This window comes from Thermus sp. H19.2, from assembly GCF_054979525.1.
Window position 1 is genome coordinate 539,489 of the sequence record NZ_CM143429.1, and the last position, 13,719, is coordinate 553,207.

16 protein-coding genes and 1 tRNA gene are annotated in these 13,719 nt (G+C 67.1%); 2 read left to right on the forward strand and 15 right to left on the reverse strand.

Going from position 1 to position 13,719, the window contains the following annotated elements; translation table 11 throughout:
* Window position 1: 1 nt before the first annotated feature.
* The 14 genes from nuoK to ACY5J6_RS03120 form a co-directional block, all read right to left on the reverse strand.
* A complete protein-coding gene (gene nuoK, locus ACY5J6_RS03055) occupies window positions 2-289 on the reverse strand; it encodes an NADH-quinone oxidoreductase subunit NuoK (RefSeq protein ID WP_462845892.1) in 288 nt (95 codons plus the stop codon).
* On the reverse strand, window positions 286-819 hold the full coding sequence (locus ACY5J6_RS03060) for an NADH-quinone oxidoreductase subunit J family protein (protein ID WP_462845893.1): 534 nt from the start codon (window positions 817-819) through the stop codon (window positions 286-288). The genes nuoK and ACY5J6_RS03060 overlap by 4 nt, the downstream gene beginning before the upstream one ends.
* A complete protein-coding gene (gene nuoI / locus ACY5J6_RS03065; protein ID WP_054637898.1) occupies window positions 816-1,364 on the reverse strand; it encodes an NADH-quinone oxidoreductase subunit NuoI in 549 nt (182 codons plus the stop codon). The genes ACY5J6_RS03060 and nuoI overlap by 4 nt, the downstream gene beginning before the upstream one ends.
* The gene (gene nuoH / locus ACY5J6_RS03070) at window positions 1,361-2,425 is read right to left on the reverse strand and encodes an NADH-quinone oxidoreductase subunit NuoH (protein WP_462846485.1); all 1,065 of its coding nucleotides are present in this window, start codon (window positions 2,423-2,425) and stop codon (window positions 1,361-1,363) included. The genes nuoI and nuoH overlap by 4 nt, the downstream gene beginning before the upstream one ends.
* Before the next feature lie 23 nt (window positions 2,426-2,448).
* Window positions 2,449-4,800: an NADH-quinone oxidoreductase subunit NuoG gene (gene nuoG / locus ACY5J6_RS03075; protein ID WP_462845894.1), complete on the reverse strand. Its 2,352-nt coding sequence runs from the start codon at window positions 4,798-4,800 to the stop codon at window positions 2,449-2,451.
* 1 nt (window position 4,801) lies between these two features.
* The gene (gene nuoF / locus ACY5J6_RS03080) at window positions 4,802-6,115 is read right to left on the reverse strand and encodes an NADH-quinone oxidoreductase subunit NuoF (RefSeq protein ID WP_462845895.1); all 1,314 of its coding nucleotides are present in this window, start codon (window positions 6,113-6,115) and stop codon (window positions 4,802-4,804) included.
* Complete coding sequence (gene nuoE, locus ACY5J6_RS03085) at window positions 6,112-6,657, reverse strand: NADH-quinone oxidoreductase subunit NuoE (protein WP_462845896.1); 546 nt, start codon at window positions 6,655-6,657, stop codon at window positions 6,112-6,114. The genes nuoF and nuoE overlap by 4 nt, the downstream gene beginning before the upstream one ends.
* Window positions 6,658-6,666: 9 nt before the next feature.
* Complete coding sequence (nuoD, locus tag ACY5J6_RS03090; protein ID WP_243092749.1) at window positions 6,667-7,884, reverse strand: NADH dehydrogenase (quinone) subunit D; 1,218 nt, start codon at window positions 7,882-7,884, stop codon at window positions 6,667-6,669.
* On the reverse strand, window positions 7,881-8,501 hold the full coding sequence (locus tag ACY5J6_RS03095; RefSeq protein ID WP_462845897.1) for an NADH-quinone oxidoreductase subunit C: 621 nt from the start codon (window positions 8,499-8,501) through the stop codon (window positions 7,881-7,883). Before ACY5J6_RS03095 ends, nuoD begins: the two co-directional genes overlap by 4 nt.
* A gap of 3 nt (window positions 8,502-8,504) precedes the next feature.
* Complete coding sequence (locus tag ACY5J6_RS03100) at window positions 8,505-9,050, reverse strand: NuoB/complex I 20 kDa subunit family protein (protein ID WP_462845898.1); 546 nt, start codon at window positions 9,048-9,050, stop codon at window positions 8,505-8,507.
* The gene (locus ACY5J6_RS03105; RefSeq protein WP_462845899.1) at window positions 9,041-9,400 is read right to left on the reverse strand and encodes an NADH-quinone oxidoreductase subunit A; all 360 of its coding nucleotides are present in this window, start codon (window positions 9,398-9,400) and stop codon (window positions 9,041-9,043) included. Before ACY5J6_RS03105 ends, ACY5J6_RS03100 begins: the two co-directional genes overlap by 10 nt.
* Before the next feature lie 209 nt (window positions 9,401-9,609).
* Complete coding sequence (gene rsmA / locus ACY5J6_RS03110; RefSeq protein WP_462845900.1) at window positions 9,610-10,452, reverse strand: 16S rRNA (adenine(1518)-N(6)/adenine(1519)-N(6))-dimethyltransferase RsmA; 843 nt, start codon at window positions 10,450-10,452, stop codon at window positions 9,610-9,612.
* Window positions 10,445-11,188 carry a metallophosphoesterase gene (locus tag ACY5J6_RS03115; protein WP_462845901.1) on the reverse strand — a complete coding sequence of 248 codons (744 nt, stop codon included), beginning with the start codon at window positions 11,186-11,188 and terminating at the stop codon, window positions 10,445-10,447. The genes rsmA and ACY5J6_RS03115 overlap by 8 nt, the downstream gene beginning before the upstream one ends.
* Entirely contained in the window at window positions 11,185-11,835 is a 651-nt protein-coding gene (locus tag ACY5J6_RS03120) for a Rad52/Rad22 family DNA repair protein (protein ID WP_462845902.1), read from the reverse strand. Before ACY5J6_RS03120 ends, ACY5J6_RS03115 begins: the two co-directional genes overlap by 4 nt.
* Before the next feature lie 63 nt (window positions 11,836-11,898).
* Here ACY5J6_RS03120 and ACY5J6_RS03125 point away from each other — a divergent pair, with 63 nt between their 5' ends.
* Window positions 11,899-12,237 (forward strand): hypothetical protein, encoded by a 339-nt coding sequence (locus ACY5J6_RS03125; RefSeq protein WP_462845903.1) that lies wholly within the window; start codon window positions 11,899-11,901, stop codon window positions 12,235-12,237.
* A gap of 37 nt (window positions 12,238-12,274) precedes the next feature.
* Window positions 12,275-12,350, forward strand: a tRNA-Ala gene (locus ACY5J6_RS03130).
* A gap of 41 nt (window positions 12,351-12,391) precedes the next feature.
* Here ACY5J6_RS03130 and ACY5J6_RS03135 read toward each other — a convergent pair.
* Window positions 12,392-13,561 (reverse strand): motility-associated ABC transporter substrate-binding family protein, encoded by a 1,170-nt coding sequence (locus ACY5J6_RS03135; protein WP_462845904.1) that lies wholly within the window; start codon window positions 13,559-13,561, stop codon window positions 12,392-12,394.
* Window positions 13,562-13,719: the final 158 nt, after the last annotated feature.

Below are 13,719 nucleotides of genomic sequence, written 5' to 3' on the forward strand. Positions count from 1 at the left end.
TTCACCCCCTAAGCTCGGAGAGGTCGTCCACCGCGGTGCTTTCCCGGTGGCGGAAGATGGCCACGATGAGCCCCAGGCCCACGGCCACCTCGGCGGCGGCGATGGCGATGACCACGAGGGCGGCCACCTGGCCCTCGAGCCCAAAGGCCCGGGCGAAGCCCACCAAGGAGAGGTTGGCGGCGTTGAGCATGAGCTCTATGGAGAGGAAGACCAAGATGGCGGTCCTCCGGGTGAGGACCCCGTAGACCCCGAGGGCGAAGAGGAGGGCGGAGGCCAAGAGGAAGCTCACCGCGCCACCTCCTTTTCCCGCCCTTCCCGGGGAAGGGCGTCCAAGGGACGGGAAGGCTGGACCAGGGCCACGGCCACCACCGTGGCGGCCATGAGGAGGAAGCCCACGGCCAGGAGCACGAAAAGCCAATCCCCGTAGAGGAGGGGCCCCAAGGCCTGGGGAAGCCCGCCCTTAAGGTCCTGGGTGAAGGCGAGGTTCAGGCCCCAAAGCCCCGAAAGGAGCATCCCCGCCACCCCTAAGGCGAGGAGGGCCGCCAGGGGCTTGGAGCGCACCAGGGGGTCAAAGCCCACCTCCCCCTGGGCGGCGAAGAGGAGCATGATGACGAAGAGGAAGAGGACCACGATGGCCCCGGCGTAGACGATGATCTGAATGAGGCCCAGGAAGCGGGCGTCCAGGGCGATGTAGACCCCGGCGAGGACCAGAAAGTTCAGGATGAGGGCCAAGGCGGCGTGGATGGCGTTCCTAAGGGTGACCACCAGCATCCCGCTTGCGAGGAGCAGGGCCACCGCTAGGCCTTCTAGGAGGCTCACGGCTTCCTCCTTTCCGTGGGGGCTTGGAAGCCCTCCAGCTCGGGGCGGACGTAGGGCACCACGTAGCCGGGCTTGACCGCCTTGCCGGTGATCTTGGCCTCCCGGCGCTGGGGCTTGGTGCCCACCACGTCCACCAGCATGTCCTCCTTGCCGTAGACGAGGTCGGAGTACTGGTAGTCCGCCATCTCAAAGTCGTACCCCAAGACGATGGCCCCCGTGGGGCAGGCCTCCTCGCAGAGGCCGCAGAAGATGCACCGGAGCATGTTGATCTCGTAGACCTTGGCGTACCGCTCCCCCGCGGAGACCGGGTTTTCCGGGTCGTTTTCCGCCGGCTCCACGTAGATGGCGTAGGCGGGGCAGGCGGCGGCGCAGAGGGAGCAGCCGATGCACTTCTCTAGGCCGTTCGGGTGCCGGGTGAGGACGTGCCGCCCGTGGAAGCGGGGCTTGAGGGCCACGGGGGCCTCGGGGTAGGGGACGGTCACCGGCTTGGAGAAGAGGTACTTGAGGGTGATGCCGAGGCTTTGGGCGAGGGCTTTGAGGGTCATGCGCCACCTCCTTTGCGGGCGGGCTTAGGGGAGTAGAGGACCGCTCCGAGAAGCCCCAGGAAGCTCAGGGCGGAGAGGTAGAGGAGGTAGGTCCTGGGGAGGTCCAGGGCCACCACGAGGGCGGTGACGAGGAACCAGAGGAGGGCCACCGGGAAGAGGAAGCCCCAGCCGAAGCGGAGGAGCTGGTCGTAGCGGAGCCGGAACCAGGTGGCCCGGATCCAGATGAAGAGGAAGAGGAAGAAGGCGATTTTGAGGAACATCCAGAGGTAGGGGACCTCGAGGACGGGCATGGTCCAGCCCCCCAGGAAGAGGGTGGGGATGAGGGCGCTGGCGGTGATGAAGTGGATGTACTCGGTCATCTGGAAGAGGGCCCACTTGATGGAGCTGTACTCGGTGTGGTAGCCCCCCACCAGCTCCTGCTCCGCCTCGGGGAGGTCAAAGGGGGTGCGGGCGGCCTCGGCCAGGGCGGCGATGGCGTAGATCAGGAAGGCGGGGAAGGCGTAGAGGAAGAGCCAGCCGTTTTCCTTCTGCCAGTTCACGATGTCGTTCAGGTTGAGGCTCCCCACCAGGAGCACCGGGGAGAGGAGGGCGATGCCGAGGCCAAGCTCGTAGGAGATGAGGCTCGCCGAGGAGCGAAGGGACCCTAGGAGGCTGTACTTGCTTCCCGAGGCCCAGCCTGCCAGGAAGATGCCGTAGATGGCCATCTCGCTCACGGCGAAGAGGTAGAGGAGGCCCAGGTCCAGGTTCAGCACCCAAGGTTGGTAGCCGAAGAAGCTTCCCGGCGGGCCGAAGGGGATGGCCCCGAAGGCCAGAAGGGCGAAGACCACGCCGATGAGGGGGGCCAGCACGAAGAGGGTCTTGTCGGCCCGCTCCACCACCAGGTCTTCCTTGAAGATGCTCTTGATGGCGTCGGCGATGGGCTGGAAGAGGCCCCAAGGCCCCACCCGGTTGGGCCCCATGCGCACCTGGAAGCGGGCGAGGAGCCTGCGCTCCACTAGGGTCATGAAGGCGAAGGCGGTGAGGAGGCCCACCACCACCAGAAAGGCCTTCAAGGCCACCATCCAATAGGGGTCCAGGGGGTAGTTCACGCTTCACCTCCTGCGGGAACCAGAACCCGGCCTTCCAAGAGGCGCCCGGCGGCGGCCCCCAGGCCCGAGAGGTAGAGGAACCCCTTGGGGAGGTCCTCCCGGTGGACCACCCGGGCCTTCACCCGGCCCAAGGGGGTTTCCACCTCCACCCGGGCCCCCTCGGGGAGGGCCTCGGACCTGGCGGTCTCCGGGTGGGCCCAAAGCTCGGGGCTTGCCGCCTCTTGGGCCTTGCCCACGGCCTGGTGGGCCTTCCACATGCTGGGCCGGAGGTAGAGCCCGCCCCCTTGGGGCCTGGGTCTCAGGGCCCGGGTACGGAAGGAAAGGAGGCCCATGGCCTCCGGCGCCTTGCGGGACCTAAGCTCCCGCTCGGCCTCGAGGTGGAGGCGGAAGGGGGGCTTCACCCCCAGGGCCTCGGCCAGGAGGGCCAGGACCTGGAGGGCGCCCTCCGCCTCCCCGTTTTCCACGGGGGCCGGGGAAAGGGCGAGGACCCGGCCCTCCAGGTTCACGAGGTGCCCCCGCTTCTCGTAGAAGGTGGGGGCGGGGAAGACCACGTGGGCGTAGCGCTCCGCCAGGGGGTGGAGGTGGCTTAGGTGCAGGGCCACGAAGCGCTTGCCCTTTAGGGCCTCTTCCGGGGGCACGAAGCCGTAGTAAGCGTAAAGCGCTCCGGGCTCGTCCCAGGAGGCCCCCTTCTCCCCCGGCCAGACCCCCATGGCCTCGAGGCCCCGGGCGTTGGCCGCCGGGGTCATGGCGAGGACCTTGGCCCCCTTGCGCTCGGCGAGAAGCCGGGCCCTTTCCGCGGCCACGGTGTCCTGGAGAACCGAGGCCCCGAGGAGGAGCACCGGGCTTTGCGCCTTCTCCCAGGCCTCCTTGGCCTTGCGCGCCGCCTCGCTCCCTTCCTTCTCCCCCAGGAGGGCGAGGAGGAGCTCCCGCTCCTCCCCGGGCCTGTGGACCTCGTGGAGGGCGGCCCACCGCATGAGGGGGGCGCGGTAGGGGGCGAAGAGGGCCATCTTGTCCGTGCGGCGGGGCATCCTTTCCTTGATCTGCAGGTCGGCGAAGGGGGTGCCGTGGTTATAGCGGTGGGGGGGCTTGAGGCCCCGCACGAACTCGGAAAGCCTCAGGTGGAGGATGGGGGCCTCCTCCGTGGGGTCGCCGAGGACCAGGGCGAAGTCCGCCTGGAGGAGGTCCTCCAGGGTGGCCGCCGGGAAGAGGCTCGCCGGGGCGGCGGTGCGGCCCTGGAAGTCCAGGTGGGGGGTCTTGAGGGCCTTGGCGAGCTCGGAGGCCATGAGGCCCTCCTCGAGGGTGGCGTCGTGGGCCAGGTAAAGCCCCACCTCCTCGCCCCTCGCCTCCTTAAGCCCCTCCTTCAGGGCCTGGAAGGCTTCCTCCCAGGTGGCCTCCACGAGCCTCCCCTCTTTCCGCACTAAGGGGGTCTTGAGGCGGTCCTGGTCCGCCCACTCGTGCCCGAAGCGGCCCGCGTCGCAAAGCCAGATCTCGTTGACCTCGGGGACCTCACGGGCCCGCACCCTGAGAAGCTCGCCGCTACGGGTGTCGGCGGTGATCCCGCACCCCACGGGGCAGAGGGCGCAATGGGTGGGGGTCTCCTCCATCTCCCAGTTCCGGGCGCGGAAGCGGGCGGTGAGGTCCAGAAGGGCTCCCACCGGGCAGATGTCGGTGATGTTTCCGGAGAAGCCCGAGGGGAGGCCGAAGTCCAGGGTGCCGATGAAGGTGTGCACCCCCCGCTCAATGAAGTCCAGGACCTCGTCCCCGGGGACCTCCTCAAAGTAGCGCACGCACCGCTTGCAGTGGATGCACCGTTCCCGGTCCAGGATGACGAAGGGAGAGAGGGGGTGGTGCTTGTCCACGTGGCGGCGGGTGAACTCAAAGCGGGTGTAGACGGGCAAGGAAAGGGGATCCTTCTGGTAGTACTTCTCGTAGAGCCCGTACTCCACGGTGCGGTCCTGGAGCTCGCAGGCCCCGCCCTTGTCGCAGGTGGGGCAGTCCAGGGGGTGGTTGAGGAGGGTGAACTCCACCATCCCCGCCTGGGCCTCCCGCACGGCGTCCGAGAGGGTGTCCACCACCATCCCGTCCGCCACGGCGGTGACGCAGCTTGCGGCGAGCTTGGGTTGCCACTGGATCTCGGGCTCGCCCCTTTCGTTGAGGAGAGGCTTCCCGTCGGGGCCTTTTTTGGGGAGGCCGATCCTGACCAGGCACATGCGGCAGGCCCCGATGGGGGAGAGGTGCTTTTCCGAGCAAAAGAGGGGAACGTCGTACCCCGCGTGGAAGACCGCGTCCATGACGCTCGTCCCCGGGGGCACCTCCACCGTGCGGTCGTTCACCTTGACCCTTACCATGTCACCTCCAAAGGGAAGGCCTGGGCACGGGGCGTTTCTCCCGCGCCAGGGCCAGGTACTGGTCCTTGAAGTGCTTCAACGAGCCCTTCACCGGCCACACCGCCGCGTCCGCCAAGGGGCAGAAGCTCCGGCCTTCGATGAGGGGGAGGAGGGCCTCCAGGTTCTCCACGTCCTTTTCCTCCCCCTGGCCGGTGCCGATCTTGGCGAAGAGGTTCACCATGAACCCCGCCACGCCCTCGCGGCAAGGGGTGCACTTGCCGCAGGACTCGTGGGCGTAGAAGCGGGTGACGTTCCACATGGCGTCCACCATGCTCACCCGCTCGGGGATGAGGATCACGCCCCCCGTCCCCAGCATGGAGCCCTGGGCCTGGAGGTGCTCGTAGCTCATGGGGGTGTCCAGGACCTCCTCGGTGAAGGGCAAAGGCGGGGTGGAGGACCCCCCGGGGATGATGGCCTGGATGGGTTCCAAAGGCCCGCCCGCCCACTCGTAGATGAGCTCGCGGAAGGTGGTGCCCATGGGGAGCTCGTACACCCCGGGGCGCTTCACCGGCCCCGAGACCTGGTAGAGCTTCATCCCCTTGGACCCCTCCGTGCCCATGCTGGCGAACCAGTCGGCACCCCGTTCCAGGATGGGCACCACGGAGGCCAGGGTCTCCACGTTGTTGATGGTGGTGGGCTTGCCCCAGAGGCCCGACTGGGCGGGGAAGGGGGGCTTGAGGCGGGGGTTGGCCCTGAGGCCCTCCAGGGAGTTCATGAGGGCGGTCTCCTCCCCGCAGATGTAGGCCCCGGCCCCCCGGTGGACGTGGAGGTCAAAGGAGAAGTCCGTGCCGAAGAGGTTCTTCCCCAGGTAGCCCCGGGCCCGGGCCTCCTTGATGGCGGCCTCCAAACGGTCCGCCGCCCTGCGGTACTCCCCGCGGACGTAGATGTACCCCACCGTGGCCCCGATGGCGTACCCCGCGAGGATCATGCCCTCCAAGAGGAGGTGGGGGACGTCCTCCAGGATGTAGCGGTCTTTGAAGCTCCCGGGCTCGGACTCGTCGGCGTTGCAGATGAGGTAGTGCTGCTTCCCGTCCTTGGGCATGAAGCTCCACTTGAGCCCCGTGGGGAAGCCCGCCCCGCCCCGGCCCCGTAGCCCCGAGCGCTTCACCTCCTCGATGACCTCGTCCGGGGTCTTCTCCTTGAGGACCCGCTTCGCCGTCTCGTACCCCCCGTGCCGGAGGTAGTAGTCCAGGGTCCAGGACCCCTCCTTTCCCACGTGGGCGTAGAGGGTTCTTTCAAACCTGGGGTCCAGTCCGGAGACGATGGGTCCGGTCATACCTCCACCTCGTGCACGTGGTGGCCGCACTTGCCGGGAAGCTCAATCTCCTCAAGCCGCTTCCCCGCCCTAAGGCCTGCGAGGAGGGCCTCAAGCCTCGCCCGGGTCACGCACTCCACGTAGGGCTCGTCGTTCACCTGGATCACGGGGGCGGTGTGGCAGCTTCCCAGGCACTCCACCTTCTGCACGCTGAAAAGCCCGTCCGGGGTCACCTCCCCGGGGCCGATGCCCAAGGTCTCGGTGAGGTAGTCCCAAAGCTCGTCCGCCCCGGCGAGCTTGCAGCTTAAGGTGGCGCAGACCTGGAGGTGGTATCTGCCGGTGGGCACGAACTGGTAGTAGGAGTAGAAGCTCGCCACCCCCATGACCTCCGTGGGGGTGGTGCCCACCAGGCGGGCGATCTCCTCTACCCGTTCGGGGCGGATCCAGCCCTCCTCCTGCTGCACCCGCCTTAAAAGGGGCATGATGGCCGCCCGCCGCCCCTCGGGCGGGTACTTGGCGAAGGTTTCCTCCAGGAAGTCCTGCTTGTCGTCAAAGAAGCCCATCTTCCCTCCTTAGCGGTCCACGTCGCCCATGACCGGGTCCAGGCTGGCGATGATGGCCACCAGGTCCGGCACCTGCTCGCCTTTGGAGGCGTAGGGCAGGCTTTGCAGGTTGACAAAGCTGGGGGCCCGCACCTTCACCCGGTAGGGCATGCTTCCGCCGTCGGAAACGATGTAGTAGCCGAGCTCCCCCCGGGCCGACTCCGTGGGGACGTACACCTCGCCCTTGGGGGGGTGGAAGCCTTCGGTGTAGTGCTTGAAGTGGTAGATGACCGCCTCCATGGAGGTTTCCAGGAGGTGGCGGGGGGGTGGGGTGATCTGGGGGTTGGGGTCGCGGACGGGCCCGGGCTCGAGGCGCTCCAGGGCCTGCCGGATGATCTTCACCGACTCCCGCATCTCCCGGATGCGGATGATCATCCGGTCAAACACGTCCCCATGCTCGCCCAGGGGCACGTCAAACTGGTAGGTCTCGTACCCGGCGTAGGGGTAGGCCTTCCGCACGTCGTAGTTCACCCCGCTCGCCCGCAAGGAGCCCCCGGTGAGGCCCAGGTTGATGGCCACCTCGGGGGGGATCACCCCCACGCCCCGCGCCCTTTCGTAGAAGATGGGGCTTTCGGCGAAGAGGGCCTCGTACTCGTCAATGCGGTGGGGCATGACCTCCAGGAACTTCTTGAGCTCGGGGACGAACTCCTCGGGCAGGTCCTCCTTGACCCCGCCGATGCGGATGTAGTTGTGGTGGAAGCGTTGGCCCGTGACCCACTCAAAGAGGTCCAGGATGGTTTCCCGCTCGCGGAAGGCGTAGAAGAAGGGGGTGAGGGCCCCGAGGTCCAAAAGGCCCGTGCCCAGGAAGACCAAGTGGCTCGCCAGGCGGGAAAGCTCGTTGAGGATGATGCGGATGGTCTGGGCCCGAGGGGGGACCACCGCCCCCACCAGCTTCTCCACCGCCAGGGCGTAGGCCAGGTCGTGGGCAAAGGAGTGGAGGTAGTCCATCCGGGGCGTATACGTGATGACCTGCGTATACGTCCGGTTCTCCATGTTCTTCTCAAAGCCCGTGTGGAGGTAGCCGATGTGGGGGACGAGGTCCAAGACCTCCTCGCCCGAGAGCGTCACCACCACCCGCAAGACCCCGTGGGTGGAGGGGTGCTGCGGGCCCACGTTCAGGGTCATGACCTCGGTGCGGAGCTCTTTGGGCTCCTCCAGGGTTTCCACCGGGTCCAGGTAGTCCTTCATTTGACCTCCTTGGCCTTGGTCAGGTCGGCCCAAAGGGACCGGTAGCCCTTGCGGCTACCCCCCTTGTAGAGGGTGAGGCCGGGGTTCTTGCCGGTGATGGCCGCCCGGAACTCGCTCGGCACGATGAAGCGCCCCTCGCGGAAGAGGGTGGGGGTTTCCCCCAGGGGGAAGTCCTTGCGCAAGGGGTGGCCCTCGAGGTCCTCCGGGGTGAGGATCTTGCGCAGGTCGGGGTGCCCCTCAAAGACGATGCCGAACATGTCGTAGACCTCCCTTTCCAGGAAGTTGGCGCTCCCCCAGAGGTCGGTCACCGTGGGCAGCCTGGGGTCCTTCTCCGGCACGTAGACCCGGACGAAGAAGCGGCTCCCATCCCCGTCCTTCCACCCCGGCAGGGAGACGAGCTCGTAGACCACGGCGAAGCGCTCGGGGCGGGGGTCGGGGTATTCCAGGTAGTCTATGCCCACGATGTCCGCCAGGTAGTTGAAGCCCATCTCCTTGTACCGGGCCATCTCCCCTTTGAAGGCCTCGCGGGGCAGGACCACCCAGAGGTTGCCGAGGCCGTTGTCCTCCACGGGGTAGCCCTTGGCCCGGGCCTCCTCCAAGACGCGCTCAAGCCGCATGCCTCACCCCCTCGCGCGCTTCCAGGCGGCCACAGGCGGAAGCTTGCGGCCGCTTTCGTCGTAGGCCTGGCCCCGTACCTTCTTCTGGAGCTGCATCACCGCATAGATCAGGGCCTCGGGCCTCGGGGGGCAGCCGGGGACGTAGACGTCCACGGGCACCACCGAGTCCACGTTCTGCACGATGGCGTAGTTGTTGAACATCCCGCCCGAGCTGGCGCAGGCCCCCATGGAGATCACCCACTTGGGGTCGGGCATCTGCTCCCAGACCCGGCGCATCACCGGGGCCATCTTCTTGGAGAGCCTCCCGGCCACGATCATCACGTCCGCCTGGCGGGGGCTTGCCCGGAAGACCTCGCTGCCGAAGCGGGCGAGGTCGTTGCGGGCGTCGGTGGAGGCCATCATCTCGATGGCGCAGCAGGCGAGGCCGAAGGTGGCAGGCCACAGGGAGTTGCTCCGGCCCCAGGCCACGAGCTTCTCCAGGGTGGTGAAGAGGATCCCCTCCCTTTCCAGCTCCTGAACGTCCCGCTCAAAGAAGTCCTTCAGTGCCACCGCATCACCCCCTTCCACCACTCGTAGAGGAAGCCCACGAAGAGGAGCAGGGTGAAGCCCAAGGCTCCCCAGAACCCATAGAGGCCAAGCCCCCCTGCGCTCACCGCGTAGGGCCAGAGGAAGGCCACCTCCACGTCGAAGAGGATGAAGAGCATGGCCACCACGTAGAAGTGGACGGGAAAGCGCTTCACCTCCCCGGCGGGGTCGTTCCCCGACTCGTAGGGCATGAGCTTGGCCCGTCCCGGCTTCTTGGGGCCCAGGACGGCCCCCACCGCCAAGGCGGCCACCCCGATGAAGAGGGCCACCCCCAGGTAGATCAGGATGTTCACGTACTCCGCTATGGGCGCCAAGGTACCCTCCTTTCGTGCCTCTCTTCACGAGCGGGGTCCCCTAAACCCCCAAGGACCCGCCCAGGTTCCTGCCCATCTTACTACCCCATCCCCGGGACAAAGGGGTAGGGCTACACCGTGAGGGGGGGCTATTGGTGTAACCCGCTTTCTTATGGGAAAGGCGCCCCTACACCCCGGTGTAGGCAATACCCCTTTGGCGAACAAGGGCCCTACGGGTCTTTTTTACCGGGGCCAGCATGGGGTGGTATAAGGGCTTCCCGCAGGCGGCGGAAGCCCTCGAGGTCCAGCTCCTCGGCCCGCACCTCCTGGGGAAGGTCCAGGGCCGCCAGGGCCTCCGCCACCCTTTCCCTGGGGTAGCCCGCGGCGGTGAGGGCGTTTAAGAGGGTCTTGCGCCGCTTGGAGAAGGCGGCCTCTATGAGGGCGAAAAGGTTGGGGTCGTCGGGAACCCCCCTAGGGGTGAGGCGCACCAGGCTGCTCCACACCTTGGGCGGGGGGAAGAAGGCCCCCGGGGGAAGGTCGAAAAGCCTCTCCGCCTGGGCGTGGTGGGCCACCCGGAGGGAGAGGAGGCCGTAGGCCGGGGTCTTGGGCCTGGCGGTCATGCGCTCGGCCACCTCCTTCTGCACCAGGAAGACCAGGCGGGCGAAGCGCCCGGTCTTGAGGAGCCTGGTGACCAGGGGGGTGGCGATGCGGTAGGGCAGGTTGGCCACCAGGAGGCTTCCCTCCGGCACCTCCTCCCAAGGGTAGAAGAGGGCGTCCTGGAAGACGAGGCGCACGGGGAGGCCCGCCAGGGTCTCCTCCAGAAGGGGCTTCAGGCGCAGATCCTTTTCTATGGCCGTGACCTCCGCCCCGGCCTGGGCCAGGGCCCGGGTGAGGACGCCCAGGCCCGGCCCCACTTCGAAGACCGGGCCAGCGAGGGGCCGGGCCGCCTCCACGATGCGGCGGAGGTGGGCCTCCGAGACCAGGAAGTTCTGGCCGAAGCGCTTGTCGGCAAAGAGGCCGTGGCGGGCCAGGAGTTCCCGCACCGCCTTGGGGGAGGTGAGGGGGTTAGTCATAAAGGCGCTTCACCCGGGGGACGAGGGGCTCTTCTTCTGGGACAAGCTCCAGGTATTCCCCCAGGTCCAGGGCGTCGATCAGGGCGAACCGCTCCTTGAGGAGCACGCCCTCCTTCATGGGCACGTGCCCGTACACCCCAAAGCGGTAGCCCATGCGCTCCACGTAGTCGGGGGTGCGGAACCACCAGGTCTTGGGCTCGCTCTGGGCGTAGAAGAGATCGTCGTACTCCTGGAGCCAGGGCACGGGGCCCACGTGGGCGAAGTGCACCCCCTCTAGCACCAGTTCCCGGGGGAAGGAGGCCATCCAGCGCTTCAGCCCCTCGGGCAGGGGCTTGCCCCCCCGCTCGGGGTGGAACTCCAGGTGCTGGAGGTGGCGGTTGCCCAGGATGGGGTCTCCTTTTAGCGCAGCCTCGTCGTGGTTGCCCAGGAGAATGGTCACGTGGCCTTCCGCTTCCTCCTGGAACCCTTTCAGGCGGAATAGCTCGCGGATCTGGGCCCCGGCGGCCAGGCGGAGGTGGGTGGGGTCTTCGGGGTCGTAGGGGGAAAGCCCGGTGAGGCGCTCGTAGTCCCGGAGGGTCTTGGGGTGGACCAGGTCGCCCAGGAGGACCAGGTGCACCTCCCCCGTCCGCAGGGCCGCCGTGGGGCGGAGGTGGGCGTCGGCCAGCCCCTCGGCCTTGAGGAGGCGCCAAAGGGCGGGGAAGTTGCCGTGGAGGTCCCCAACCGCGATGACCCTCATCCCTTGAGGAGCTTCCGAAGCTCCCCGTAAAGGCTCCGGGTTTCCTCGGGGGTCTTGCCGTAGCCGCCGTACTTGGTGATGATCCGGGCCGCCTCTTTCCCCAGGCCCTTTTCCTTCAGCCTTTCCAAAAGCTGATCGATGAGGCGGTAGGCCTCGGGCTTTTCCTCTTCCGGGGCGGTTTCGGGGAGGCCCTCCCCCTCGCCTTCGGGGAGGCTTGGGGGGGTGAAGCGGCCCTTCTCGGGGTCGTAGTCCACCCACTGCTTCTCCAGGCGGTAGAGGTACCGCCCCACGCCGAACTTCACCGCCGCCCGCTTTAGGGCATCGGAGAAGGCGGCCTTCAGGGAGTCCCCTTCCCCCACGTCCTCCTTGGTGACCTCGAGGACGGTGAGGCGGCACCTCACCTCCACCACCCGCTCGCGGCGCTCTCCTCGCTCGTCCTTCACCGTCCTTTCCGCATCGGCCAGCACCTCGTAGGCGTCGTGCCAGCCCTCGGGGCCCACCACCTTGTCCAGCCGGTCCAGTACAGTGCGGGCGTCCACGTAGGGGACCACGAGGGCGCGCCGTTTGTCCCGGGAAAGGGCCTCTATGCGCCACTGCACCTCCCCTTTGGGGAAGGGTTCGGCTAGCTTGCGCCAGACTTCGTCCATAGGTCCAAGTTTACTTTAGCCTTTTCTCACCCTAAAGCCCCCCAAGGAAGGGAAACTGGGAACATGAAGCGCTGGCTCTGGTTGCTGCCCTTTTTGGCCCTGGCCTGGGCCCTCGAGGTTCGCCTCACCGCCACCTTGGCCTTTGACCTTTTCCCCCAGGCGGTGGTGGTGGAGCGGGTGGCCGAGCCCCAGGGGATGGTGGTGGTCTACAGCTACTCCCGGCCGGAAGCCATCTTCCGCTACCATGACGAGGACCTCCGCCGCCGGGGCTGGGTGCGGGTGAAGTACGAGGTGAAAAAGAACGAGTGGAAGGCGGAGTACCGCAAGGGCAAGGCCAAGGCCACCCTCTCGGTCAAGGACAAGAAGGGCCGGGTGGAGGTGCGCCTTAAGGAAGGGGACTAGACAAGGCCCGGGCCCCTTGCTACCCTAAGGGGCGCGTGGGGCCGTGGCGCAGTTGGGAGCGCGCCTGAATCGCACTCAGGAGGTCACGGGTTCGAGTCCCGTCGGCTCCACCAGAAGGCCTCCCGCCCTGGGGCGGGAGGCCTAGGCTTCTTCCCTAGTAGCCCGTGGAAGAGCGGGGGTTCAGGAGGGGGACCAGGCTCTGAGGGGCGACGACCACCCGCTGGGGCCCTGTGTAGTTGAGAGGCAGGGGGGTGGTGTCTATGGTGGCCACCGCCGAGAGGACCTTGCTGTTGGTGGAGTCGTAGTAGAGAGGATAGTCGTTGGGCCCGGGCACCAGCACCGAGGAGCAGGCGATGGTCACGTTGGTCATGCCCTGGGTGATCTGATGGGGCCGCAGGGAGGCCTGGGGCAGCGTGTTGTAGCCGCAGTCCACCGCCTGGCCGGTGTTGGTCATCACCGCTCCCATCTTGCCCAGGAAGTCGTTTTCCAAGGTGATGGCGTCGTAGTAGCCCTGCCACTCGCCCACGAAGACCACGCGCCCCCCTTCATCGGCGAACTGCTTAAAGACGTTGATTTCGGCGTTGGTGAAGGTCTGGCGCGGGTTCCAGAGGAAGACCACCTTGACCTCAGGGGCTAAGGCGGTGATGGAACCCTGGGTGGAGTTCAGCTCCTCGATGGTGAAGCCCTCCCCCTGGATCGTTCCCCGGAAGGTGCTCAGGCTGCTGTCGCTACACTCCCCGGTCCCGCCGCAGGTGGAGTTGCGTCCCCGGTCAAAGAGCACCTTGGTGCCCGCGCCCCTGGGGCCCGAGGTGGCGTAGCTCACCAGGTTGCGGGCCATGAGCTGGTTGTTGGGGTTGCTCATGCCGGTGTTGTCAAAGGGGTTGATGTCGTTGAAGACCACGATGTCCTTCCCGGGCGGGGGTGGGGCGTTCTTGCAGGGCTGCACCTTGTACTCCAGCTGGCCCTGGACCTCGGCGAAGCTGTAGCTGGGGGTTAAGAGAAAGGCGTGGCCGGCCACCTGCAGGGTGTCCCCAGGGTTGGCGCCTAGGTCGGTCAGGGAAAAGGCGTAGGTAAAGCTGTCCACGTAAGGGTCGTGCACCGCTTGAGCAGGGAAGGTCCAGAAGCCTCCCGGGGCGGTGGTGCCTGCGTAGGCGTGGCTTTCCGTGAGCTGATAGGGGGAGTTGCCGGAAAGCCGCACGAAGAGGGTGTCGGCGGTGTTCCAGACCATCAGGCCTCCGTAGGAACCCATAGGGGCCTTGGCCACCTCTCCACAGGCCTGGGCCGGGTCGCCCCCGGCGTCGTCCCGGGGGCCTGGGACCACCATGTTGGGTTTAACGCCCTGGGGGCTGGAACAAGCTCCCAGCACCGCCACCAAAATCCACGCGCTCCAATGCCAATACCGAGAAATACCCATGCGAATCTGCCTCCCATCCGGTCTAATGAGACCAGGGTTAGTGTAAGCGCTTGGGGGCGTTACGGAGG

Coding starts and splice junctions, on each gene's coding strand:
- nuoI (WP_054637898.1), bottom strand. CDS start 1,364: ATGACCCTCAAAGCCCTCGCCCAAAGCCTCGGCATCACCCTCAAGTAC.
- nuoH (WP_462846485.1), bottom strand. CDS start 2,425: ATGGTGGCCTTGAAGGCCTTTCTGGTGGTGGTGGGCCTCCTCACCGCC.
- nuoG (WP_462845894.1), bottom strand. CDS start 4,800: ATGGTAAGGGTCAAGGTGAACGACCGCACGGTGGAGGTGCCCCCGGGG.
- nuoF (WP_462845895.1), bottom strand. CDS start 6,115: ATGACCGGACCCATCGTCTCCGGACTGGACCCCAGGTTTGAAAGAACC.
- nuoE (WP_462845896.1), bottom strand. CDS start 6,657: ATGGGCTTCTTTGACGACAAGCAGGACTTCCTGGAGGAAACCTTCGCC.
- nuoD (WP_243092749.1), bottom strand. CDS start 7,884: ATGAAGGACTACCTGGACCCGGTGGAAACCCTGGAGGAGCCCAAAGAG.
- ACY5J6_RS03095 (WP_462845897.1), bottom strand. CDS start 8,501: ATGCGGCTTGAGCGCGTCTTGGAGGAGGCCCGGGCCAAGGGCTACCCC.
- rsmA (WP_462845900.1), bottom strand. CDS start 10,452: ATGACTAACCCCCTCACCTCCCCCAAGGCGGTGCGGGAACTCCTGGCC.
- ACY5J6_RS03115 (WP_462845901.1), bottom strand. CDS start 11,188: ATGAGGGTCATCGCGGTTGGGGACCTCCACGGCAACTTCCCCGCCCTT.
- ACY5J6_RS03120 (WP_462845902.1), bottom strand. CDS start 11,835: ATGGACGAAGTCTGGCGCAAGCTAGCCGAACCCTTCCCCAAAGGGGAG.
- ACY5J6_RS03125 (WP_462845903.1), top strand. CDS start 11,899: ATGAAGCGCTGGCTCTGGTTGCTGCCCTTTTTGGCCCTGGCCTGGGCC.
- ACY5J6_RS03135 (WP_462845904.1), bottom strand. CDS start 13,561: ATGGTGGTCCCAGGCCCCCGGGACGACGCCGGGGGCGACCCGGCCCAG.